The following is a 22,454-nucleotide window of genomic DNA, read 5'->3' on the forward strand; positions in this document are numbered from 1 at the left end:
GCTTCTCTTTGGTTATTTGGTCGCAAGCTTTTGTCTCGGTGCGAAAGGTGTTACTTACTGCTTAATTTATTAAAAATAAATATCGCAAGACTGGCGCGAGTGATGATATTCATGGCGAGTCCAGTCGGTTTATATTGAATTTATTTCGCGATCCTCAGGCTCTCCGCCTCCACTCGTTGTAACATCCAACCTTGAAACGCGTCCATTGCTGGCGTTGGCGCTCGGGACTTCAGTCGCGTCAGCCAGTACCCGCCTTCGGAAATGAAGCAGGAAAATGGCTGTTGAATGGCGCCTGAGGCGAGATGGCGTGAGAACATGAGCGGTGGGGCCAGAGCGACGCCTACGCCTTGGAGGGCGGCTTCCATCATGGCGATGGAGGAGTCGAAAACAATGCCCTTTATCAGGTTGGCCGGTTGCGCCATACCGGCCGCGGCGAACCAGTTGCTCCATTCGTTGGCGCGATAGGATCGCAATAGCGTGTGTCCGCTCAAATTCTCCGGCGTACACAACGTTTCCGCCAGGGCGGGGATGCATAAAGGCGTTAATGGCGCTTCGAAAAGCGGTGCGGCGTCGACGCCATGCCAGGCGCCGTCCCCAAACCGGATGGCGTAATCCAGGCCTTCCGCAGCGATATCCACACGGTTGTTATTCGTCGACAGGCGTATTTCCACAAAGGGATGTTGCTGCTGGAAGTCCGCCAGCCTCGGCAGCAGCCATCCCACCGCGAAGGTTCCCACTACGCCCAACGACAGCACCTCGCGAACTTGACCTCCTTCAAGTCGTGACAACGCCTCGGACATGCGGTCAAACGCCTGATTGACGGTTGGCAGCAGCGCTTCGCCTTCCGGCGTGATCATCAGCCCGCGGGGCAGGCGTTTGAACAATTTCACGTTGAGCCTTTCCTCCAGCACCTTGACCTGATGGCTGACGGCGGCCTGGGTGACGCAGAGTTCAATGGCCGCCTGGGTGAAACTCAAGTGCCGCGCTGCGGCTTCAAATGCGCGAATGGCGTTTAGAGGGAGATGAGGTCTGGCCATGGATGCCCAAATTTAATTTATATCTAATGCAAAAATTGGTCGTTTGTTATCACGACATGCGAATCATAAGCTAACCATCCCTGAGCGTTAAGGGCTTCGTCGATAGTCTGGCATAAAAATAATTTGTGCTTTTCAGGCAGGGTCAGTATCGGCGTGTATAGGTCCGACGCTTATTACTTACATTCAACATGGTTAGTTTTTGGGAGATACCTATGAGTTTTATGGTGACGCGTCGTCGTCTGACGGCGTTGCTGGGTTCGGCGTGTGTGGGCGGTCTGCTGTTATTTTCCGGCGTCAGTGGCGCAGCGGATAAGCCCGTTCAATTGGAAAAAGTTTTCGCCAAGCTTGAGGAACGTCTGGATGCGCGTATGGGAGTGATGGTGCTGGATACGCAGACTGGTCGGACCTGGGGGCAACGTGGACAGGAGCGCTTTCCTTTATGTAGTACTTTCAAGGTGCTGGCTTGTGCGGCGTTGCTGGCGAAAGTGGACGCTGGCGAGGAAAATCTGGAGCGCCGCGTGCCGATTCACGCCAGGGATATTGTGACCTATTCCCCTGTTACCAAAGACCGTATCGGCGGTGAGGGAATGACGCTGAGAGAACTGTGTCAGGCGGCCATGACTAAAAGCGATAACACCGCGGCCAATCTGGTGCTGAAAGCAGTGGGCGGTCCGCCCAGATTGACGGAATATCTGCGTGGTCTGGGAGATGAAACCACCCGTCTGGATCGCTGGGAAACCGAATTGAACGAGGCGACGCCGGGCGACCCACGCGACACGACCTCGCCAGCGGCGATGGCGTCCACGTTGCAAACGCTTTTTTTGAACTCTCCACTGTCGCGGGCGTCCCGTCAGCAACTGACGGCCTGGTTTCTCGCGAACGAAACTGGCGACGCCAAGTTGCGCGCAGGTCTGCCGCAAGACTGGCGCATTGGCGATCGTACTGGCGGCGGCGCCTATGGCTCCACCAATGACGTGGCGGTGATCTGGCCGCCGGGGCGTGAGCCTCTAATCGTAACGGTGTACATCACGGAGACGGAAGCGGCTTTTGATGATCGCAACAAAGCGATTGCCGATGTTGGCCGCGCGGTGGGAGCGGCGTTTCAGCCCTGAAGCCGGAATCGTTAAGGCGAACATCCAAAACAAGGGTAAACCAGGTTTACCCTTGATGTGTCTGACGGGGGCAACGGAGATGGAGCGAGACTTCTGTCAATGTTGCGCAGGCGGGAACAGGATGCTTTGCATAAGTTCCGCCAATTGCGTAGAAGTGGCTTTATGCAGCGCTTTCTTGATGAGCTGAATGTTGCTCATCGCAGTATTGGGCGTCGCGTCGCCGCTTTCTTCCAAGGCTGTGATAAAGCGTTGCAGAGTGGGCGACACAGCCTGATTAACGGCCAGACTGTTGAGCTTCAAAAAGGCCGGTTGCGTCAACACCGCCTGATCGATGGCTTCCTGTCTAATGGTGTCCACGAAGCGAATCAACCCTTCTTCTGACAGCCAGATCATGGCGGCGAAACAGGCCTGATGCCGCACGCTGTGCAGTCCGAACTCGTCCGGCGTGTCTGCGCCGGAGATATCCTCCACAAAGACGGCGCTTTTGCGGGGGAATGAGTTATAGAGCTGAATCAGGACCTTGGCTGCGTCCTTGTAGAACTCTTCTATGTGTATTTCTGGCACGATTCAATTCTCGGTTAGTTCGCTATAAAGGCGGACGCAATACCGGGCTGCGTCCGCCGCGAAGGCGACGAATTACTGTTCGTAGCCTTGCAGGAAGTGGCCGATGCGGCCGACTGCGCCCTCCAGTTCGTCCACTCTCGGCAAAAACACCAGGCGGAAGTGTTGGGTGTCCGGCTGATTAAAGGCGGAGCCCTGAACGATCAGGATGCGTTCCTGGCGCAGCAGATCCAGCACCATCTTCTCATCATTGTGGATGGTCAACACCTTGGGATCAATTTTAGGGAAGAGGTACATGGCGCCGCGAGGTTTCACGCAACTAACGCCCGGAATCTGCGAAATCAGGTTGTAGGCGGTGTCGCGCTGTTCCCGCAGGCGTCCGCCCGGCGCCACCAGGTCGTTGATGCTCTGATAGCCGCCCAGCGCAGTCTGGATGCCAAGCTGCGCCGGCACGTTGGAGCACAGGCGCATGGAACTGAGCATGGTCAGACCTTCAATGTAATCGTAGGCGCGCAGTTTGGCGCCGCTGACGATCAGCCAGCCGGCGCGATATCCCGCCGCCCGGTAGTTTTTCGACAGGCCGTTGAAGGTCAGGAACAACAGGTCGTCCGCCAATGAGGCGATGCAGGTGTGCTCCGCTTCGTCATAAAGAATTTTGTCGTAAATCTCGTCCGCCAGAACGATCAGGCGATGGCGGCGCGCCAACTCCACGATTTGCTGCAGCAACTCACGTGAGTACACTGCGCCGGTGGGGTTGTTGGGGTTAATGATGACGATCGCTTTGGTGCGCTCGGTGATCTTGCTTTCGATATCCGCAATATCCGGGAACCAGTCCGACTGCTCATCACAGCGGTAATGCACGGCGCGGCCGCTGGACAAGGTGACGGCGGCGGTCCACAGAGGGTAATCCGGCGCCGGGATCAATACTTCGTCATTGGTGTTCAACAACGCCTGCATGGCCATGACGATCAGCTCGCTGACGCCGTTGCCCAGGTATATATCCTCGATGTCCACGTTGGCGATGCCGCACTGCTGGGTGTAATGCTGCACCGCCTTGCGCGCGGCGAACAAACCTTTAGAGTCCGCATAACCTTGCGCATGGCTGAGGTTGTAAATAACGTCTTGCTGGATCTCTTCCGGAACTTCAAACCCGAATGGGGCGGGGTTGCCGATATTGAGTTTCAGGATTCGATGGCCTTCTTCTTCCAGGCGTTTTGCTTCCTGGAGCACCTGTCCGCGAATTTCATAACAGACATGGAGCAACTTATTTGATTTCTTTATTTCATGCATACTTAAACCGCTGCCGGGAACTGGCCTGTAAGAAACATATATAGAACATAAAAGGGGGCTGCGTATTATTCAATTGATGTTCCCATAATTACAAGCGGGATGCGGAAAGTCGCATATCGCAGCCTTATGCTGATGCAGGGGGATGGAACAATTTTGTCACGCCTGCGTCAAAGTAAATGGAATATTGTTTAAGCGAGCAGAGAGAATTTGAGTCGGAGGTCTTATGGATAAAGTAAAGAAAAGCGACCAGGAGTGGCGCCAGCAACTAACGGACGAACAATACCGGGTGACCCGGGGGAAGGGCACAGAGCGTCCTTTCACTGGCGAATATTACGACACCAAAGAGGCGGGCGTGTATGTCTGCGTCTGCTGCGGCGAGCCGCTGTTCACATCAGAGAATAAATACGATTCCGGCTGCGGCTGGCCCAGTTTTTGGGCGCCGATGGACAAAGAAAAAATCACCGAAGAGATAGATATGAGCCATATGATGGTGCGTACGGAAATCCTGTGCAGCAAGTGCGATGCGCACCTGGGGCATGTTTTTGACGATGGCCCGCAACCCACAGGGCAGCGCTACTGTGTGAACTCCGCCTCACTGCGATTTCATTCCGCTGACGGCGACGCCAAACAGGAAGACGAATAACCGGCGCGCCGCGTCTCAGGAGGATTATTGTGAAATTTGCAGATCGGCTGGCGGCGGTGCGGGACCGCTTCGGCTCCGATGAGGCCATGCGCGCTGCGTTATCGGTGGCGGCGGATGCGGAGGAGCTGTCCCAGCGGTCCGACGCTTACTATCTTTCCAATATCAGTCGGCGGATATTTCGCGCGGGATTGAAGCACAGTTTCGTCGACTCCCGTTGGCCGGCTTTTGAAGAAGCGTTTTTCGGCTTTGAGCCGGAAAAAGCGGAGCTGTTGTCGGAGTCCGACCTGGATGAGCGCATGAAAGACGCCCGGCTCATCCGGCATTGGGGCAAGATGTGCTCGATTCCTTATAACGCCGCGATGGTGAGAGAAGTCTCCCGCGTTCATGGTGGTTTCGGTCGCTTTCTGGCGCAATGGCCGGAAACGGATATTGTCGGGTTGTGGCGTTATCTCGCCAAACAGGGCAAGCAAATGGGCGGGCAATCGGGAGCGCGTTTCTTGCGAATGGTCGGCAAGGACACTTTTTTGCTGACGGACGATGTGGTCGCCGCGCTGAAAGCGATGGGCGTAGTGGAAAAAATCCCGACTTCACAGAAGCAATTGCAGCACACCCAGGCGTTTTTCAATGAGTTGGCGCACACCTACTCATTGCAGCTCTGTCAGCTGAGCCAGATCCTTGCTTACAGCGTCGGCTAGGCGTTGAATAAATGGGTAGTAACTGAGTACAAAGCGATCGCCGCTTGAAGCTCATCCTGCGGCGATGTTTGTGACCTCGAACGCAAAAAATCTCAGGAGAGATTGAAAATATATGTTGTGCACAATATTATTTTTCGAAATACAAAGGAGGAGCATATGAGCGTTTATGACTATCAGGTAGAGGACATCAAGGGCGCGAAGCGGGACATGTCGGAGTTCAAGGGAAAAGTGCTGTTGATCGTCAACACCGCCAGCAAATGCGGCTTTACGCCACAGTTTTCCGGTCTGGAGTCCTTGTATGAGAAATACAAAGAGCAGGGGCTGGAAGTTTTGGGGTTTCCCTGCAACCAATTCATGCAGCAGGACCCCGGAGAAAACGCTGAGATCGCGGAATTCTGCCAGCTTAACTATGGCGTCAGCTTCCCGATGTTCGCCAAGATCGATGTCAACGGCGATAGCGCGCATCCCCTTTATAAGTTTCTGAAGAGCCAATCCAAAGGGCTGCTGGGGACGGAGGCGATCAAATGGAACTTCACCAAATTCCTGGTGGATAAGAACGGTAAAGTTCTCGAACGCTTTCCGCCTACCGCTACGCCGGAGAAGCTGGAAAAGCCGATCAAGGAACTGTTGGCGTGACGCTACCCGCTTGTCAGGAAGGACGGGAAGATCAGTTGTTGGCGTTGGATAACCAGATTTGTTTTCTGCTGTACTCCTGCTCTCGCAGCATGACGTCCCTCTACCGCCCTCTGCTCAATGAGCTGGGGCTGACCTATCCACAGTATCTGGCCATGCTGGTGCTGTGGGAGGGGGGCAAGTCCGGTGAGGCGCTGACCATCAAGCATATCTGCGAACGCCTGCTGCTGGATACCGGTACGGTGACGCCATTGCTGAAGCGCTTGCAACAACAGGGGCTGATTACCCGTCAACGCTCTGCAGAAGACGAGCGTAGCGTATTGCTTGGTCTGACTGAAGCGGGCAGAGAGCTGAAGGCGCAAGCGGCGAAGGTGCCGATGCAGTTGTTATGCAAGGCGGATGTGGCGATTGAGGAACTTGAGCGCTTGAAAGGCGATTTGCGCGGCTTTCTCGACCGCATTCAGCAGCTGAGTTGAGGCGCGCTCAAGCGAACTTGCTGCTGGCGGCCGCTGCGACAGGGTCTTCCAGCCACTTCGCCAGCATTTGAGTGAGCGCTTTTTTCTCGTAAGGCTTGGTGAGGTAGTCATTCATACCGCAACTGAGACAGCGCTCCTTGTCGCCCTGCATGACGTTGGCGGTGACGGCGATGATGGGCAAAGCGTCATACTTGGAGTTCTGACGAATCAGTCGAGTCGCTTCGTAACCGTCCATGACCGGCATATGGCAGTCCATCAGGATAATGTCGTAATGGTCGTTGCCCACCAGATCCAGTGCGTCTTGTCCATTGTTGGCGATGCTGACTTCGTAACCCAGCTTACGCAGGATGGTTTTCGCCACCAACTGATTGACCTGATTATCTTCCACCAGCAGCACATGTTTCTTGCCTACCGGCGCTTCCGGCAAATCCGTCCCTTCTGTAATCAAAGAGGCTCCGCCAGGGTTGGCGGCTTTGTACAAGGTGTCGTAGAGCCTGTCGCGACTGACCGGCGCACTGATCATCTGCTCAATGCGCATGGCTTTGAAAGCGTCGTTGTCTGAAGGAATATTTTGTCGCGCCACCAGAATCATATGCACGTTATCGATATCCTGATGCTCCACCAATAGCGGGGAGAGAGATCGGGAATCGAACAAAATAATAGTATTGGGCTCAAAGCGCTGTTCTTTTAGCTGAACGTCCTGCGGATGTTCATAAGGATAGGAGGCGCAGGGTAGTTTCCAGTTCTGCAGCTCGGCGCTGATGCATTCAAAGGTGCGGTTCTCTATCTGATGCAGCAGCACGAAATGATGTTTGAACAGGCTTTCGTCCACCTTCGGACTGGGCGTGTTATGGTCCGCCAGCAAGGGCAGGGTGACCATGAAACTGCTGCCGCGCCCGCGCTCTGAAACTACTTCGATCTTGCCGCCCATGTGAGTGACCAGCTGGCGACACAGGGTCAGGCCAAGGCCGGTGCCGCCGTATTTTCGGGTAATATCGGCGTCGCCCTGGGAGAAGGGAGAGAAAATGAACTCTAACCGGTCCGCCTCGATGCCTATGCCGGTGTCGGATACGCAGATTTCCACGCTCTGGTTCTTCAGAAGGCTCAGGCTGACGGTGACGCTGCCAGTCTCTGTAAACTTGATGGCGTTACCGGTCAGATTGCTGACAATCTGGCGAATACGGGTGGGGTCGCCGTAGACCCGTTCAGGAAAGGCGGGGTCGATGTTGGTGTACAGGGCCACATTCTTGGCGTGTGCGTTCTGCGCCAGCAGTCGTGACACGTCTTCGACAGTTTTGCGAAGATCGAAGGCGATGTTCTCCAAGGTAAGCTTGCCGGCTTCCACTTTGGAGATATCCAGGATGTCGTTGAGCAGCTCCAGCAAGGCGACGCCGGAGCTGTAGGCGACATTAAGCTGTTCTTTTTGTTTCTCTGACAGCGGCTCTTCCAGCGTCAGGCTGATCATGCCCAGCACGCCGTTGAACGGGGTGCGGATTTCGTGGCTCATATTGGCGAGGAAGTCCGCCCGCGCTTTGGCGCGGCTGACTGCTTCCTCTTTGGCGACGCGCAGGTCGTGGTTGCTCTTGATGAGCTGTTTGTTCTTCTCGGACAGTTCTTTGGTGCGGCTGTCGACAATCTGCTCCAGTTGCTCCGAATAGGTCTTCAGGCGGGATTCCGCTTTTTTCAGCTTGTTCAGGTTTTCATCAATGGCCTGCAGTTGGTTGTTGGTGGAATTGACCAGAACGCCGATCTCATCCATCTCATGGCCCTTGGGCACTGGCAGACGTATTTTCTCGGGAGTTTCCGGGTCGACTTCACTGACCGCGGAGATAACTTTCACCAGCGGCTGGGTCAGCATGATATAGAACAGAATCAGCAGCACCGCGGAGAGGATCAAGCTGCGTAGAAAGCCGGACACCAGGGTAAATGCCGCCCGTTTAAGGAATTCTGCGCCGCTGGGATAGGTGTCCACGACGACATTCAGGTCCCCCAGAACAAAGTCGTTCAGCTGTGGTACGAATAGCGTCTCGGTGTAGGTGCGGCTGGGTTGGAACAACAGGTCGCTGAGCCAGCGGTAGGCGGAGGTCTGTGGCTCACGTTCTTTGCTGGCCAGCAGCCGATTGTCTGTGTCGATAATTTCCGCATGAATGATCGACGGGTGCTCAAGTAGCCCGTCCAGCAACTCTGCGGCGAGTCTGGCGTCGATGTTATAGGCGATTTGCGAGGCGGGCGCATGGCTGATGGCGACGACCGCGCGAATCTCTGCATCCAGTGAGTTTTTTTCGTTGAGAAAGTCGATGATGACCTGGATCAGGCTCAGCACCATGCCCAGCAGCAACGCTACGGCGACGGTGTTGCGCGCCAGTCGGAAGGACAGTCGGTTGTTGATGCTAATTTTCAAGGGTTATTCCCATGAACGCCAAGCGGGCGGCGGAGACAGGATAAGCTGTTCGGCGCTCCGCCGATCAGGAAAGCATAAGCGCTGTCCAAGCCGTCCGCTCTAATCATAAGACTGCTTTTTCTTCCATTTTTCTTCTTCTGTCACCATCTTGTCCAACTGCGCGCTAAGCCTGTCGCTTCCTTCCGCAATGGCTTCAGATTTGCTCTGCGCCGCTTCGGTGGCAAGTTTTTCCAGATCTTTGATGCGTTGACGATAAATAAGCATGCTTTTCTGCGCAAGGGGATTCTTCTCTATTTTGCCCAAAGCCTCGATGGCGTCATGATAATGATGAATGGCGACGCGTAGTCGGTTGGCGGCCTGGGCCTGCTTGGCTTTGTTGACATGGGAATCCGCAAGGGAGCGAGCAATCAGGAATTGGGTGTTGAGGAGATGTTTGACGCCGGTTTTCTTTTCGATGCGGCCTTTCTGAATCTGTGTTTCGATAAACTTGTAGAGCCCCTTGAGCAGTTTGCGCACTTCCTGCATCACGGCCTGGTTCTGCAGGTCGAGCTGAGGAAAGTCCGCCTGACTCTTTATATTCTCCTTTATTACTTCCCACTCTTCGGACTGGCTTTCGTGATCGCCCCGATGGCCGAGATTGGCGAGTTCTTTGATAATTTCCTGGGCGCGCGCCACCACCAACAGACGAATGTCTTTGGCGGCGTATTGGGGCGGCAACCCGGTGGCCAGCGCTTTAAGCAGACGCAAACGGTCGAGCAAAGCATTGAGCTGACGTTGCCGGGCGTCCTTCGCCTTTTCGCGCCACTGTCCCAAGTAAATCAGAAGCAACACCAAAATAATGACGCCGCCTATCAAGGCGGTAATATTCGTTGCAGACATCTGGGTCGTATATTTTCTATATAAATTTAGAACTTACGGAAAGTATAGATGAAACTGGGAAAGTCTACGGATTTCTGCAAAAAAATGTCTGTCCGGGGGATGAGAACGACTTATCGGCGGGCCTATGCCGATAGAGACTTGGGCGTTACAAAAAGCTGCAAAATTCCCCGTGTTTGCGACACATCGGACCAGCGCTCCATATCAAATCGGATCTGAGCGACGCTGCAGGTGGGGAGGTTGGCGATACGGCTGTCGGAAATGGCGTTCAGCAGGTCTGTAAAACCGGGATTGTGTCCAATAATTGTGAGATTGGCTTGCGTTTGCTGTTTGATCAGAGCCAGGAGTATGGTGTAATCCGCCTCGTAAATTTTGGCGTCCTCCTGCGCTACTTTTAATAGTGCAGGATTGTCCTGGCCCAGTAATTGCAGAGTTTGCCGGGTTCTGCGTGAAGGACTCAGCAGGCATACATCGGTGGAGAATTTCATATTCTTCAGGAAACCGCCAATCCTGGGCGCGTCCCGTAATCCCCGTTTTCCCAGCGGCCTTTCCAAATCAGGCAGTTGTGAATTTTCCCAAGAGGATTTTGCGTGACGGATCAAGGTCAGGGTATGCATGAGGGGCCGCCGGAGTTTGCGCGAACTCGTATTTATAACGTGAAAATTATTCTGCCATCAATTAATTCTGACGTGCGTCAACATTGTGCGTCGATGGAGAATTGTAATAGCATCCGCACTGTAATGATAAAAAGATCGTTCAGTCCTAGATCTACCAAGGATAATTATATGAAAAAAACTATAATTGCTGCTTGTATGGGGTTAACTTTGGTTCAGCCGGCGATCGCCGCGGACTTCAAACCGGCCGTTGTTTACGACAAAGCCGGCAAGTTCGACAAATCATTCAATGAAGCGGTTTTTCGAGGAGCGGAAAAGTTTAAAAAGGACACCGGCGTTGAAGTGAAAGAGGTGGAGCCTACTAATGAGGCTCAGGTTGAGCAAGGTCTCGAGAAGTTGGCTCGTCGCGGCTCCAGCCCGATTGTAGCGGTTGGTTTCAGCCAGGCGAATGCGGTGTCTTCAGTCTCCGCAAAATATCCGGACGTTCAGTTCACCTTGATCGATATGGTGGTGGATAACCCTAACGTTCACTCCATCGTCTTCAAAGAGCATGAAGGCTCATTTTTGGTCGGCGCATTGGCGGCGATGAAGTCCGCAACCGGTAAAGTCGGTTTTATCGGCGGCATGGACATCCCTTTGATTCGTAAGTTTGGCTGCGGCTTCGAGCAAGGCGCCAAGTACGAAAATCCGAAAGCGGAAGTTTTCACTAACATGATCGGCTCCACCGGCGCGGCGTTCAATAATCCGGGCAAAGCGGCGGAACTCGCCAAGAGCCAGTTTGACAGCGGTGCGGACGTTATCTTCGCAGCGGCTGGCAGCAGCGGCAGCGGCGTATACCAGGCGGCCAAAGACGTGGGCAAATACGCTATCGGTGTAGACAGCAACCAGAACCACCTGCATCCAGGCACCATGCTGACTTCCATGGTCAAGCGTGTTGACGTAGCGGCGTACAGCAACTGGATGGCGGCCAAAGACGGCAAGTGGGAGCCAGGCGTTCAAGCGTTGGGGTTGGCGGAGAACGGCGTTGATTGGGCGCTGGACGAACACAACCGCGCGTTGGTGACCAAGGAAATGGAAGAAAAGGTCAATCAGATCAAGGCGGACATTATTTCCGGCAAGATCAAAGTACACGACTACATGTCTGACAACAGCTGCAAATACTAAGCGGGTTGTGAATTTAACGACGGCGTTGTAAGCGCCGCCACGAAAGAAATATCGCCGGGCGTGAAGGGCCCGAAGCCGGGTCTTTAGTCACCCCGGGACAAGTTTTTTCTTGCCCGGGTCTGTCATTTATCTTGACTACTTGGTCAGAAAAATGAGAAAAAACCCTGCGCGGGTGCTTAAGCCCGGCGGATTTCCGAGTAAACTAACAACCGATAAACCAATTCGGGATTTCCCATTTCCATGACTAGTAACGCATTGCAGCTTGAGAGTATCAGCAAGCGGTTCGGCGCTGTATTGGCTAATTCAGACGTTAGCCTTGCTGTCGAACAGGGAACTATACACGGCGTCATTGGTGAAAACGGCGCCGGTAAGTCGACCCTGATGAGCATACTCTACGGCTTTTACCAGGCGGACAGCGGTTCCATCAAAGTTTTCGGCAAGGAAGCAAAAATCCACGATTCTCAGGACGCCATCGACGTCGGCATCGGCATGGTGCATCAGCACTTCATGCTGGTGGATACCTTCACTGTGCTGGAGAATATTACTCTGGGTTGCGAAGGCAGCATGTTGCTGAGCAAGGGCCAGGCGCAAGCGCGCGAGGCTTTGAGTAAACTGTCCCGGGAGTACAACCTTAAAGTTGACCCTGACGCCCTGGTTGGCGAGCTGCCGGTCGGCGTACAGCAGCGGGTGGAAATCCTGAAGGCGCTGTACAAAGGCGCAAAAATTCTGATCCTGGACGAACCTACCGGCGTGCTGACGCCACAGGAAACTGACGACCTGTTCAAGATTCTGCTGTCGCTGAAAGAGCAGGGCGTAACCGTCCTTCTGATCACACACAAACTGAAAGAAATCATGCACGTGACGGATAATGTGTCCGTTATGCGCCAAGGCAAGATGGTGGCCCATCGCCATACAGCGGAAACCAACCCCGAAGAGCTTGCGGAGCTGATGGTCGGGCGCAAGGTTGTTCTGCAATTGGAGAAGCCAGCGACGGATGCTGGCTCCAAGGCGCTCACCGTCTCCAACCTGAAAGTACGCGACGCCCAAGGCATTGAGCGGGTGAAAGGGGTTTCCTTTGAAGTTGCGGCTGGCGAAATAGTCGGTATCGCAGGAGTGTCCGGCAACGGACAGACCGAGTTGATGGAGGCGCTGGCGGGTATGGTCTCGCCGGAATCCGGGGAAATTCGCTACGGCGACCTGTTAATTTCCGCTGACCATAAAGTCTGCCCGTCAGAGATGCGTAAAGCTGGCGTGGCCCACGTGCCGGAAGACCGTCATCGGGTCGGCCTGGTGACCTCCTTCAGCGCCAGTGAAAACGCCATTTTGGGCTATCACCGCAGCGCCGCCTGGAATAGTAAGGGCATATTAAGCGGCGCAACCGTTGGCAAACACTGCGCGGAATTGATGGCCGATTTCGACGTACGTCCCCAGGACCCCACCCTCAAATGCGCCAACTTCTCCGGCGGCAACCAGCAGAAACTTATCCTCGCCCGTGAACTCGATCAGACTCCCAAAGTGTTGCTGGTAGGCCAGCCAACTCGTGGCGTGGATATCGGCGCGATCGAGTTTATTCATCAGCGCCTATTGGATATGCGCAACCGTGGCGGCGCTATTCTTCTGGTGTCCGTAGAGCTGGATGAGATTCTTTCTCTGAGCGACCGCATCATCGTCATGTGCGACGGCCGCGTCACTGGAGAGTTAGCCGCCTCGGAGGCGGATGAATGTACGCTGGGGCTGATGATGTCGTCGTCCCGGGATATCAACGCCAGCGAAGAGAAAGAATAATGAAAGGTCTGGATCGTAATTTGCCCACTTGGGTTAATGTCGGCTTGTTGCCGCTGTTGAACGTCGTCACCGCATTATTGGTGTCCGCTGTGGTGTTCTGGCTGATTGACGTTAATCCGCTGGAAGCCGCTGAAATTCTGTTGTACGGCGCTTTCGGCTATCAGGAAGGCATCGGTTTTACGCTGTACTACACCACCAACTTCATTTTCACAGGACTGGCCGTGGCGATTGCGTTCCACGTCGGTCTCTTCAATATCGGCGGCGAAGGCCAGGCCTATATAGGCGGCCTTGGCGTCGGCTTGTTGTGTCTGGCGTTGGACGCCTCGGTGCCTGGACCCGTGTTGCTATTGTTGAGCGCATTGTCCGCCGCTTTGTTCGGAGCAGCCTGGGCGTTTATTCCAGGCTGGTTGCAGGCCTATCGCGGCAGCCACATCGTTATTACCACAATCATGTTCAACTTCCTGGCGTCATCGTTGATGGTGTACCTGATGGTGAACGTACTGCGTGAACCCGGGCAGATGGCGCCGCAAAGCCGCGCGTTGGCGGAAACGGCCTGGCTGCCTTATATACATGATCTGTTTGCGGCGATTGGCGTTGAGTTTGAGCGTTCACCGTTGAATATTTCCCTGTTTCTGGCTTTGCTGTGCGCGTTCGGAGCCTGGGTGTTCGTCTGGAAAACCAAGTGGGGGTATGAAATCCGCACTGTGGGCAGCAACCAGCAAGCGGCGGTGTATGCAGGCATCAAACCTGCGCGCGTCATGCTGTTGGCCATGGCTATTTCCGGCGCTTTGGCGGGTTTCGTGGGCGTTAACGAAATCAACGGCGTGCAGCATCGCTTGTTGCTGGATTTTCATTATGGATACGGCTTCGCCGGGATCGCGGTGGCGCTGATGGGACGCAACCATCCGATCGGCATCGTACTGGCGGCGTTGCTGTTTGGCGCACTGTATCAGGGCGGCGCTGAGCTCGCCTTTGAAATGTCTAACGTGAACCGGGACATCGTCGTGGTCATGCAGGGTCTGGTTATTTTGTTCTGTGGCGCCTTGGAGTTTTTATATAAGCCCTTGATCGCCAATATGTTCAAGGAGAAAACGGCATGATCGATACCTTGATTCTGACTCTGGACGCCACCATGCGGGTGTCCACGCCATTGATCTTCGCCGCTCTTGCGGGGATGTTTTCGGAGCGCTCCGGCGTTGTCGATATCAGTCTGGAAGGAAAAATGCTGGCGGCGGCCTTTACCGCTGCGGCGGTGGCTTATCTGACCAACTCCGCCTGGCTGGGCCTGAGCGCAGCCATCATGGTGTCTGTATGTCTGGCGATGCTGCATGGCGTCGCCTGCGTTACATTCCGCGGCAATCAGGTTGTGAGCGGTGTGGCGATTAACATTCTGGCGGCCGGCTTGACCATGACCTTGGGATTGAGCTGGTTCAAGCAGGGCGGACAGACACCGCAGCTGACTGACGCCGCGCGTTTCTCCACCATCGAGTTTCCCGGCGCTGAAATGATGCGGGAAGTACCGGTGATCGGCGGGATCTACTCGGAAATGCTCAGTGGCCACAATATCTTTGTCTATCTGGCTTTCCTGGCGGTGCCCTTTACTTGGTGGCTATTGTTCCGCACCCGCTTTGGGTTGCGTTTGAGAGCCGTTGGCGAGAATCCCAAGGCGGTGGACACGGCGGGTATTTCCGTGCATCGCATGCGTTTCGCCGCGCTATTGTGCGCAGGCATTCTGTGTGGATTCGCCGGCGCTTATATCTCTTCCGCCCAGAATGCGCAGTTCGTGCGCGACATGACCGCGGGTCAGGGTTTTATCGCACTGGCGGCGTTGATCTTTGGCAAGTGGCGTCCTCTGCCGGTTTTGGGCGCCTGTCTGTTGTTCGGATTCCTCGACGCTGTCGCCGTGCGCTTGCAGGGCGTGGAAATTCCCGGATTGGGCAAGGCTCCGATTCAGTTGATTGAGGCGTTGCCTTACATCCTGACGGTTGTTTTGCTGGCGGGCTTCTTCGGCAAAGCGGTGGCGCCCAAGGCGATCGGCTTGCCCTATGTGAAAGAGCGTTAAGTCATAACACTGACAAAGACATATCTGCGTCGCCAGGGGCTCTGTAAGCATCTGGCCTCGGCGGCGACCTAAGGAAGACTATGAAAGTTCTGAATTTCGGTTCTATTAATATTGATTATGTCTACCGGGTGCCTCACTTTGTGCGCCCGGGGGAAACACTGGCCAGCGACTCGCTGTCGACAGTTTTAGGCGGCAAAGGCGCTAATCAATCCATCGCATTGGCCCGCGCCGGCGTTAAAACTGCGCATTTGGGACGGGTGTCCGCGGCGGATGCCTGGGCGGTTGACCTGATGCGCGAGAGCGGCGTGGACGTCGCCACCGTTTCTCAAATTGCTGAGCCTAGCGGTCACGCCATTATCCAGGTGGATGACGCGGGTGAGAACGCCATCGTGTTGTTTGGCGGCGCTAATCGCAGTTTTTCCCAACAGGAAGTGGTCTCCGCCGTATCCGCTCTGGACGCAGGCGATTGGCTGCTGATGCAAAATGAGTGTAATGGCGTGGAGTGGGCGATCGCCGCAGCGGCGGAGCGTAAGGTGAAAATTGCGTTCAATCCTGCGCCGATGACGAAAGAGGTCAAAAAACTGCCTTTGGAGCAGGTTGACCTGTTAATTCTCAACGCTATGGAAGCCTGCGACCTGGCGGAAACTGCGGATGCGGACGCCGCATTTCAGGCCCTGGCGAGCAAGTACCCGAACACCACTGTTGTGGTGACATTAGGCGGCGAAGGCGCTTTGGTCATGAGCGGCGGAGAGACGGTTACGCGTCCTGCTGACAAAGTGACGCCTGTGGACACTACCGGCGCCGGCGACACCTTTGTCGGGTATTTCCTGGCCTCGCTTATTTCCGGTTATGAATATTCCACCGCTCTGGCGAGAGCGGTCAAAGCGGCCGGCATTGCGGTGACCCGCCCTGGCGCTTCCCCCAGTATTCCAACCGCCCAGGAGGTGGATTGATTTATGTACCCGATTATTATCGATACGGACCCCGGTGTAGATGATGCGATGGCGATCGCCTTCGCTCTGGCTCATCCTGAGATTGAATTGGTGGGCCTCACTACAGTTTTCGGTAATGTCCCGGTGGCGCGCGCCACCCGTAATGCCTTGGCTTTGGCGGAACGTTTCGGCGTTCCCGGCCTGCCGGTGGCGCAGGGGGCCAAGTTCCCGCTGGTGCAGTCGCCGTTGCCCCACCCGGAGTTTGTGCATGGCGCGGACGGCCTGGGCAATGTGAATTATGATCCGCCCACAGCGCAGGCAGTGGCTCAGAGCGCTGCGGAGTTTATCATCGAACAGGCCAACCGCCTCAACGGTGAGTTGACGGTAGTGGCGATCGGGCCGCTGACCAACTTGGCCCTTGCACTTAAGCTGGACCCGGAATTGCCGGGCAAATTGCGCTCTCTGGTGATCATGGGGGGGACCGTCGACGAGCCGGGCAACGTTTCTCCCGTGGCGGAAGCCAACTTCCTTTCCGACCCCCATGCGGCGGATGTGGTGTTGGGCGCGGACTGGCCTGTTGTTGTCGTGGGCCTGGATGTGACTCACAAAATCATTCTTACCGACAGCAATCTAATGCAACTGCGCGATAAGGCTGGCGAGACTGGTAAGCTGTTATGGGATGCCAGCCGGTTTTACGTGAATTACTACTCCAATACCGGCGCTGCGTCCGGGCATGACGAAGCGGGTTGCTGTATGCATGACGCTGCGGCGGTGGCTTATGTTGTGGCCCCTGAACTGTTCACCTGCATCAGCGGCCCGGCCCGGGTGATCAGCGAAGGCGTTGGAGCAGGGCAGTTAACGATTAATCGCAAGGGCTACACTTACCTGCTCAAGCATTGGGAAGAACGTCCCGCCGCCAAGGTTTGTATGGACCTGGAGGTGGAGAAAGTACGCTCTTTGTTCCTGGATACGATCATCCAGCACAAAGTGCGCTGAACTGATAAGTAGAATAATGACGGTAACGAACTTCTCATGATAAAAGGCCCTTGTATTCCAAGGGCCTTTTGCGAAGTGAGCGTTACTGAGCGGCCACGGGCGTTTAAGAATAACTCAGCTTAGGGCTTGGGTCTGTTGGCGATTGCTTTCGCCGCCCCTTTTTGGCTATTTTCCCTTTCTCATTGCCGGAGTCGCGACTCGGCGGCGTAGCCAGCTCGCCGGGGCCTCCACTGTGAGTGATGAAAAAATGTTTCAAAATCGGCGCTGTTCCCAGAGGACAACGGGCCCGGATATAAAAACAGAAAGGAAAAACACATGGTAGCAAAGCAACGCAAACTGGGCCTGGCCATTCTGGCGGCCTGTTCATTGACGGTGGTCGCCTGCGCCCCGATGCAAACGGGGCCGCAGAAAGACAAGACATACCAAATCACCCTCTTGCACACCAATGATCACCACGGCCGCTTCTGGCCCAACAAATACGGCGAATACGGCCTGGCGGCGCGTAAATCCCTGGTGGATGAGATCCGTCAGGAGGTGAAGGCGGAAGGCGGTCATGTATTGCTGCTGTCCGGCGGCGACATTAATACTGGCGTTCCCGAGTCCGATCTGCAGGACGCCGAGCCGGATTTCAAAGGCATGAACATGGTGGGCTACGACGCCATGGCTATCGGCAACCATGAGTTTGACAACCCCCTCGACATTCTGCGTATGCAGGAGCAATGGGCGAATTTCCCCTTCCTGGCGGCCAATATCTACGACTCCAACGGCAAGCGATTGTTCGAGCCATACAAGATTTTCAACATTGATGGTTTGCGTATTGGCGTGATGGGTTTGACGACGGAAGACACCAAGAAACTGGGCAACCCCGAGTTTATTGACGCGGTGCAGTTCACTAAGCCAACGGATGAAGCCGCGCAAGTGTTGCCGGAGCTGAAGAAAAAAGCGGATATCGTTATCGCCGCTACTCACATGGGGCACTATGTTGACGCCAATTATGGCATTAACGCGCCGGGCGACGTGACCTTGGCGCGCACAGTTCCCGGCATTGACGTGATTGTCGGCGGCCACTCTCAGGACCCTGTGTGTATGACCGGTGAAAACCAGGCCAATGAGTCATACCAGCCAGGCGACCCCTGTATGCCGGATGTTCAGAACGGAACCTTGATCATGCAGGCCCATGAGTGGGGTAAATATGTGGGGCGTGCGGATCTGGAATACCGCAATGGCCAACTGAAACTGGTTAAATATCAGTTGATTCCCGTTAACCTGAAGAAAAAGGTCAAAAACGCGCAGGGTGAAGACGAGCGCGTGTTCGTGAGTGAAGAGATCAAGCCGGATCAGAAAGTGCTGGCCTTCCTGCAACCCTATCAGGACAAAGGTCAGGAGCAACTGAATCAGGTCGTGGGCAATGTGGACAAGCGTTTGGAAGGCGACCGCAATGTTGTGCGTTTCAAACCCACCAACCTGGGCCACCTGATTGCGGCGGCGCAAATGGAAAAGGTTAAAGCGGATCTGGCGGTAATGAATTCCGGCGGCGTTCGCGACAGCATCGACGCTGGCCCCATCACCTACAAAGAAGTGCTGATGGTGCAGCCTTTCGCCAACATGGTCAGCTCAGTGGACCTGAGTGGTAAGGAGCTACTGGACTACCTGCGCGTTGTAGCTGAAAAACCAGTGGACAGCGGCGCTTTCGCCCAGTTCGCGGGCGTACGGCTGGAGGTGGTTGGCGGCAAGCTGAAGTCCGCCAAGGTCAACGGCAAGTCTATCAATCCGAAGCAAACTTACCGCATGGCTATCAACAGCTATATCGCCTCAGGTGGTGACGGATACCCCAAAATCGATACCCATCCCGGCTACGTGAACAGTGGATTCGTCGATGCGGAAGTGTTGATGACCTACCTGAAGAAACACTCTCCGGTTAAAGCGGCGGATCACGAAAAAGCGGAAGTTATCCGTAAATAAGCTTCTCCGAACAGAAAGCGCCTCAGCTTCCCCTTTCTCCTGGCATAAAACATAAATGGAGAAAGGGGGGCTTCGTTTCCCTTCTTCTGTCTTCTGTATTTTCCACTCAGAAAAAACTAATCCATCCGGCGATACATCACGTCCGTTCGAAGCACGTATTTGATTCCGGCTTTGACCTCGCAGCCTTCATGGAATATCTCGTGTTGAAACGCCAGCGCCAAACCCGGCTTAGGCGAAATTTTGACTTCCGGCGACACAAAAAATCCAGTTTCGCCGCCCGCTTCAACTTCATTCAGATATAGCAGCAAGGTGTAAAAGCTACGCTCGTCTTTTGAACGCCCGTAAAAGCCGTCAGAGTGAGGGGCGAACTTCATCCCTGGTTTGTAACGGTAGCATCGGAACAGCTCATTCAGACCGGCAATAGACCATCCAAATACGGTCTGAGGCAGCTCACTCTTTAGTTTCTGGTACAGGCAGGCGGCATAGTCAGGGTCGCTTTTCATCACCCTTTCGTTATTTCGATAGTCAGGTTTATAGACTTCGCCTTTATGCGTGTGAAGGGGAGCGATCTGAGGATTCTGATTATCAATGAACTGAATCCACTGATGGCATTCCTGCACAGTAATAATCTCTTCCACGGTGGAAATATATGGGGCGCTATGATCAATATTCATATGGATTTGCGGGCTGGATTATTAGGCGAAGAGAGCATTTTATGACGGCGTTTATTCTACCATTTTTTGCGTGCTTTTAGGGTTTTTTGTTGGTTGTTATGTTTGGTTAACTAATTGAAAATAAAGTGTTTAACTTGTTTTTTTGTGAAGGCTTGACTGGCTTTTCGGCGGAGTCATCAGGAGGTCAAATTGAGGCGCCAGTTGGATATCTCGAGAGCCTAAATCCGTTTATTAATCCTGAAAACGACCGGGCCTGCGCAGGGCAGGCCCGGTCTCTGTCTTCTCAGGTTCGTCGAATACGCGCGTAATTATTCCTTCTTCTTCAAATAAGCGCCTGGACATGCCCAAATATGCGCATCGGACAGAGGCTGATAGAAGACCCAGAGCGTGTCTTTAAGCGTCGCTATGGCGAGAGGCGTATCTGAGTTGCGGAATACGCCGGAGACCGCGCTGGAGCCACTCCAGCCCGCCTCGGCCAGGGTGCCGTATCCATTGCTGGTGGTGTCGTTTTCGGCCGGATTATAGGAAACCGGGTTGGCGGGCGTCAGTGTGCCGCTGATGGAGAAAGTTTCGAATAGCAGTTGTCCGTTAGCCGGTCCATTGGAGCATCGGTTGTGCGCCAGATAGACGACGCCATTCAGGGTTGCGGCGGCTAATTCTCCTGAGGCGCCGACGCCTTCCGCGACCGGTTCATCTTCATTCGGCGTTACCGGATTGGGCGCTTCGCTGAAGTGGTTCAGGGAGAAGGCGCTGGCCGACCACTGATTCACCGTGGTGTCGTCATAAGGGCCGGCGTATTTGCTGTTTTCCACAGTCACCTTATTGAATTCTCCGGTGTTATAGCTCATACAGGCTAACTGTCCGGTTTTCACAATCTTATAGATCAACAAAATAGTAGGCCCCAGGGCCGTGAGCGTGAAAGGACCTTCGCTGTGGGTGCAAATAGCGGGGGAGGGCCCCTGCCAGGCTCCATTGTTGAAGGTCAGGCTGTGCAGTTTCTGAGTCGCATTATCACGGTAGATCAGCATAAATCCTGGCTGATGCGGGATGCTGGTCAGGGCGATTTCTTCGACTTCTCCGGTATCGGGCGTTTCCGCCAACCGCCAACCGTTTTCAAGATCGTAGTGCTTGATGATCAGTCGCTTATTCGAGTCTCGATAGGCCAGCGTGAGCCCTTCTGCGTTGGAGGCCAAATGCAGGTAGCCATCGCCATCCTCGGCGACGGCGACTTCCGGTGACCATCTATGGCCGTCAAACACACTGCATTTCAGCGTTCCATCTATGTCCGCGCTGACCACATAGAGTTCATCCTGGTAGGCGGCGGCGCTCAGGTTCTGCTTGCCGCCAAGGGGTGTTTCTCTCGGAGGCAGCCACTTGAAAGACTTGCCCCACAGGAACTGAAACCAATTGGCGTCTCTGTCGTTTTTTTGCAGATCTCCGAGGTTGAAGTTCTTTTCGATAGTTCTGAGCAGACTGTAATGGTTATAGCCCTCGGTCTGTTTGCCGGGCTTGATCATGTCCCCGAGAAGGACGGTGTAAATCTGGTTGGGGCCGTCATAGGTGTATTTTTTGCCCTTGTCATAAAAGGCTTCGAAATCGGCTTCGTCGTAAGTGACGACCACCAGGGTTTTCGGCGGCAGTTTGCTGTTGGGTCCGGGAAAGTTCAGGCCGGCGAAAAACGATTGCAGCCATCTTGCCTGCTGGTCCACCAAAACCGGGGCTCGCTCGCCATTCAGACTGTTGTTGAGCGTACCCACCAGATAATGGCCGTCATTCCACATATTGGGCGTGAACCAGGCGTATTCAGGAAAGTCGCCGTTAAGCAGGTCGCGCCAGAACCCGGCTTCGTTGTCTATTTTTTTCCAGCGCTCCTGATTGTCCAGAATGTTTTTGAAGGATGAAAACGGATTGTGCTTGATGACATAGGGATAATGGTCGCGAGGCTTGAAGTTTTCGGGAACCCAGGGCGTATCGTCGGGGACGTAGCTGTCCATATAGGCTTTCCAGCGTAAATTCTGCGGAGAAGCCTCAATGAGGTCCACTATAGTTTTCTGGGGGAGGGGTTGCGGCTGCTCATCATCGCTGACATTGCAGAGTTCGCCGGCGATGGAGGTTATATAGTTGGTCTGGGAAGGATGCATGACGCCGAAGCTGTTGGTCAGCTCTATTCCCTGAGCGGCCAGATTACGCATGTATTCGTTCTCCTGCACGTAACCCCGGTACTCGTTCTCAAACATGATGATCAGGACATGATCAAAGACGCGCTCTTCCATAAAACCTCCCTGGCTTCGCTGATCGCTTCTTCATGGGCGCTGACTGATAGCCGTTTTTTACAGTCTACTGATGGTCAGTATAGACGTTTTTTTGATCACTCAGATGACTGGGTTTAGTTGCCTGGCCAGTAAGCCTTGCGCGCCAGCCTGCTTGAGCTTGTGTGTGAAATGCAGTGTATAGTCGCCTATGGTGTGGAAATGAATGAAAAAGGAAAGCGTGACAGGGGTAAGGATGTAACGTTGAGATTATTAACGGGGCCAGGCCCGG

General features: G+C 54.5%; 20 protein-coding genes. 12 read left to right on the forward strand and 8 right to left on the reverse strand.

Annotated elements, in window-relative coordinates; all coding sequences use genetic code 11:
- Positions 1-140 precede the first annotated feature (140 nt).
- Positions 141-1,037 (reverse strand): LysR family transcriptional regulator, encoded by an 897-nt coding sequence (locus HCH_RS10465; protein WP_011396190.1) that lies wholly within the window; start codon positions 1,035-1,037, stop codon positions 141-143.
- A 212-nt stretch (positions 1,038-1,249) separates the two neighbouring features.
- Here HCH_RS10465 and bla point away from each other — a divergent pair, with 212 nt between their 5' ends.
- Positions 1,250-2,149 carry a class A beta-lactamase gene (gene bla, locus HCH_RS10470; protein ID WP_011396191.1) on the forward strand — a complete coding sequence of 300 codons (900 nt, stop codon included), beginning with the start codon at positions 1,250-1,252 and terminating at the stop codon, positions 2,147-2,149.
- Positions 2,150-2,245: 96 nt separating this feature from the next.
- On the opposite strand, the gene HCH_RS10475 is transcribed toward bla, so the two are convergent.
- Both HCH_RS10475 and HCH_RS10480 read right to left on the reverse strand, forming a co-directional pair.
- Positions 2,246-2,713 carry a hypothetical protein gene (locus tag HCH_RS10475; protein WP_011396192.1) on the reverse strand — a complete coding sequence of 156 codons (468 nt, stop codon included), beginning with the start codon at positions 2,711-2,713 and terminating at the stop codon, positions 2,246-2,248.
- A gap of 72 nt (positions 2,714-2,785) precedes the next feature.
- Complete coding sequence (locus HCH_RS10480; RefSeq protein ID WP_011396193.1) at positions 2,786-4,000, reverse strand: pyridoxal phosphate-dependent aminotransferase; 1,215 nt, start codon at positions 3,998-4,000, stop codon at positions 2,786-2,788.
- Positions 4,001-4,223: 223 nt separating this feature from the next.
- Here HCH_RS10480 and msrB point away from each other — a divergent pair, with 223 nt between their 5' ends.
- The 4 genes from msrB to HCH_RS10500 all read left to right on the forward strand — a co-directional run bounded on the left by msrB (position 4,224) and on the right by HCH_RS10500 (position 6,447).
- Positions 4,224-4,643, forward strand: coding sequence for a peptide-methionine (R)-S-oxide reductase MsrB (gene msrB / locus HCH_RS10485; protein ID WP_011396194.1), 420 nt, complete (start codon positions 4,224-4,226; stop codon positions 4,641-4,643).
- Between the two features lie 29 nt (positions 4,644-4,672).
- Positions 4,673-5,338 (forward strand): DNA-3-methyladenine glycosylase I, encoded by a 666-nt coding sequence (locus HCH_RS10490; protein ID WP_011396195.1) that lies wholly within the window; start codon positions 4,673-4,675, stop codon positions 5,336-5,338.
- Between the two features lie 156 nt (positions 5,339-5,494).
- Entirely contained in the window at positions 5,495-5,974 is a 480-nt protein-coding gene (locus HCH_RS10495) for a glutathione peroxidase (RefSeq protein ID WP_011396196.1), read from the forward strand.
- On the forward strand, positions 5,971-6,447 hold the full coding sequence (locus tag HCH_RS10500; RefSeq protein WP_011396197.1) for a MarR family winged helix-turn-helix transcriptional regulator: 477 nt from the start codon (positions 5,971-5,973) through the stop codon (positions 6,445-6,447). The genes HCH_RS10495 and HCH_RS10500 overlap by 4 nt, the downstream gene beginning before the upstream one ends.
- A 7-nt stretch (positions 6,448-6,454) precedes the next feature.
- On the opposite strand, the gene HCH_RS10505 is transcribed toward HCH_RS10500, so the two are convergent.
- The 3 genes from HCH_RS10505 to HCH_RS10515 form a co-directional block, all read right to left on the reverse strand.
- Positions 6,455-8,848, reverse strand: coding sequence for an ATP-binding protein (locus HCH_RS10505; protein ID WP_011396198.1), 2,394 nt, complete (start codon positions 8,846-8,848; stop codon positions 6,455-6,457).
- A 99-nt stretch (positions 8,849-8,947) separates the two neighbouring features.
- A complete protein-coding gene (locus tag HCH_RS10510) occupies positions 8,948-9,727 on the reverse strand; it encodes a hypothetical protein (protein WP_011396199.1) in 780 nt (259 codons plus the stop codon).
- Positions 9,728-9,849: 122 nt separating this feature from the next.
- Positions 9,850-10,341, reverse strand: a complete 492-nt coding sequence (locus HCH_RS10515; RefSeq protein ID WP_011396200.1) for a SixA phosphatase family protein — start codon at positions 10,339-10,341, stop codon at positions 9,850-9,852.
- Between the two features lie 168 nt (positions 10,342-10,509).
- On the opposite strand from HCH_RS10515, the gene HCH_RS10520 reads away from it, so the two are divergent.
- From HCH_RS10520 to ushA, 7 genes are all read left to right on the forward strand, one after another.
- Positions 10,510-11,502, forward strand: coding sequence for a BMP family lipoprotein (locus tag HCH_RS10520; RefSeq protein ID WP_011396201.1), 993 nt, complete (start codon positions 10,510-10,512; stop codon positions 11,500-11,502).
- A gap of 240 nt (positions 11,503-11,742) precedes the next feature.
- Positions 11,743-13,287: an ABC transporter ATP-binding protein gene (locus tag HCH_RS10525; RefSeq protein ID WP_011396202.1), complete on the forward strand. Its 1,545-nt coding sequence runs from the start codon at positions 11,743-11,745 to the stop codon at positions 13,285-13,287.
- Complete coding sequence (locus HCH_RS10530; protein ID WP_011396203.1) at positions 13,287-14,387, forward strand: ABC transporter permease; 1,101 nt, start codon at positions 13,287-13,289, stop codon at positions 14,385-14,387. Before HCH_RS10525 ends, HCH_RS10530 begins: the two co-directional genes overlap by 1 nt.
- Positions 14,384-15,349 (forward strand): ABC transporter permease, encoded by a 966-nt coding sequence (locus HCH_RS10535; protein ID WP_011396204.1) that lies wholly within the window; start codon positions 14,384-14,386, stop codon positions 15,347-15,349. The genes HCH_RS10530 and HCH_RS10535 overlap by 4 nt, the downstream gene beginning before the upstream one ends.
- 80 nt (positions 15,350-15,429) lie before the next feature.
- Complete coding sequence (locus HCH_RS10540) at positions 15,430-16,302, forward strand: ribokinase (protein WP_011396205.1); 873 nt, start codon at positions 15,430-15,432, stop codon at positions 16,300-16,302.
- 3 nt (positions 16,303-16,305) lie between these two features.
- On the forward strand, positions 16,306-17,277 hold the full coding sequence (locus HCH_RS10545) for a nucleoside hydrolase (protein ID WP_011396206.1): 972 nt from the start codon (positions 16,306-16,308) through the stop codon (positions 17,275-17,277).
- Between the two features lie 315 nt (positions 17,278-17,592).
- Positions 17,593-19,239, forward strand: a complete 1,647-nt coding sequence (gene ushA, locus HCH_RS10550; protein WP_011396207.1) for a bifunctional UDP-sugar hydrolase/5'-nucleotidase UshA — start codon at positions 17,593-17,595, stop codon at positions 19,237-19,239.
- A gap of 116 nt (positions 19,240-19,355) precedes the next feature.
- Here the strand turns inward: ushA and HCH_RS10555 are convergent, their stop codons facing one another.
- On the reverse strand, positions 19,356-19,913 hold the full coding sequence (locus HCH_RS10555) for a 2OG-Fe(II) oxygenase (RefSeq protein ID WP_011396208.1): 558 nt from the start codon (positions 19,911-19,913) through the stop codon (positions 19,356-19,358).
- Positions 19,914-20,221: 308 nt separating this feature from the next.
- Positions 20,222-22,186, reverse strand: coding sequence for an alkaline phosphatase family protein (locus tag HCH_RS10560; protein ID WP_011396211.1), 1,965 nt, complete (start codon positions 22,184-22,186; stop codon positions 20,222-20,224).
- Positions 22,187-22,454: the final 268 nt, after the last annotated feature.

The sequence above is a fragment of the Hahella chejuensis KCTC 2396 genome, assembly GCF_000012985.1.
GTDB classification, from domain to species: domain Bacteria; phylum Pseudomonadota; class Gammaproteobacteria; order Pseudomonadales; family Oleiphilaceae; genus Hahella; species Hahella chejuensis.

What these genes read in the sequence shown, in the direction of transcription:
- HCH_RS10465 (WP_011396190.1), bottom strand. Translation starts at nt 1,037, where the DNA reads ATGGCCAGACCTCATCTCCCTCTAAACGCCATTCGCGCATTTGAAGCC.
- bla (WP_011396191.1), top strand. Translation starts at nt 1,250, where the DNA reads ATGAGTTTTATGGTGACGCGTCGTCGTCTGACGGCGTTGCTGGGTTCG.
- HCH_RS10480 (WP_011396193.1), bottom strand. Translation starts at nt 4,000, where the DNA reads ATGCATGAAATAAAGAAATCAAATAAGTTGCTCCATGTCTGTTATGAA.
- msrB (WP_011396194.1), top strand. Translation starts at nt 4,224, where the DNA reads ATGGATAAAGTAAAGAAAAGCGACCAGGAGTGGCGCCAGCAACTAACG.
- HCH_RS10495 (WP_011396196.1), top strand. Translation starts at nt 5,495, where the DNA reads ATGAGCGTTTATGACTATCAGGTAGAGGACATCAAGGGCGCGAAGCGG.
- HCH_RS10510 (WP_011396199.1), bottom strand. Translation starts at nt 9,727, where the DNA reads ATGTCTGCAACGAATATTACCGCCTTGATAGGCGGCGTCATTATTTTG.
- HCH_RS10515 (WP_011396200.1), bottom strand. Translation starts at nt 10,341, where the DNA reads ATGCATACCCTGACCTTGATCCGTCACGCAAAATCCTCTTGGGAAAAT.
- HCH_RS10520 (WP_011396201.1), top strand. Translation starts at nt 10,510, where the DNA reads ATGAAAAAAACTATAATTGCTGCTTGTATGGGGTTAACTTTGGTTCAG.
- HCH_RS10525 (WP_011396202.1), top strand. Translation starts at nt 11,743, where the DNA reads ATGACTAGTAACGCATTGCAGCTTGAGAGTATCAGCAAGCGGTTCGGC.
- HCH_RS10530 (WP_011396203.1), top strand. Translation starts at nt 13,287, where the DNA reads ATGAAAGGTCTGGATCGTAATTTGCCCACTTGGGTTAATGTCGGCTTG.
- HCH_RS10535 (WP_011396204.1), top strand. Translation starts at nt 14,384, where the DNA reads ATGATCGATACCTTGATTCTGACTCTGGACGCCACCATGCGGGTGTCC.
- HCH_RS10540 (WP_011396205.1), top strand. Translation starts at nt 15,430, where the DNA reads ATGAAAGTTCTGAATTTCGGTTCTATTAATATTGATTATGTCTACCGG.
- HCH_RS10545 (WP_011396206.1), top strand. Translation starts at nt 16,306, where the DNA reads ATGTACCCGATTATTATCGATACGGACCCCGGTGTAGATGATGCGATG.
- ushA (WP_011396207.1), top strand. Translation starts at nt 17,593, where the DNA reads ATGGTAGCAAAGCAACGCAAACTGGGCCTGGCCATTCTGGCGGCCTGT.
- HCH_RS10555 (WP_011396208.1), bottom strand. Translation starts at nt 19,913, where the DNA reads ATGAATATTGATCATAGCGCCCCATATATTTCCACCGTGGAAGAGATT.
- HCH_RS10560 (WP_011396211.1), bottom strand. Translation starts at nt 22,186, where the DNA reads ATGGAAGAGCGCGTCTTTGATCATGTCCTGATCATCATGTTTGAGAAC.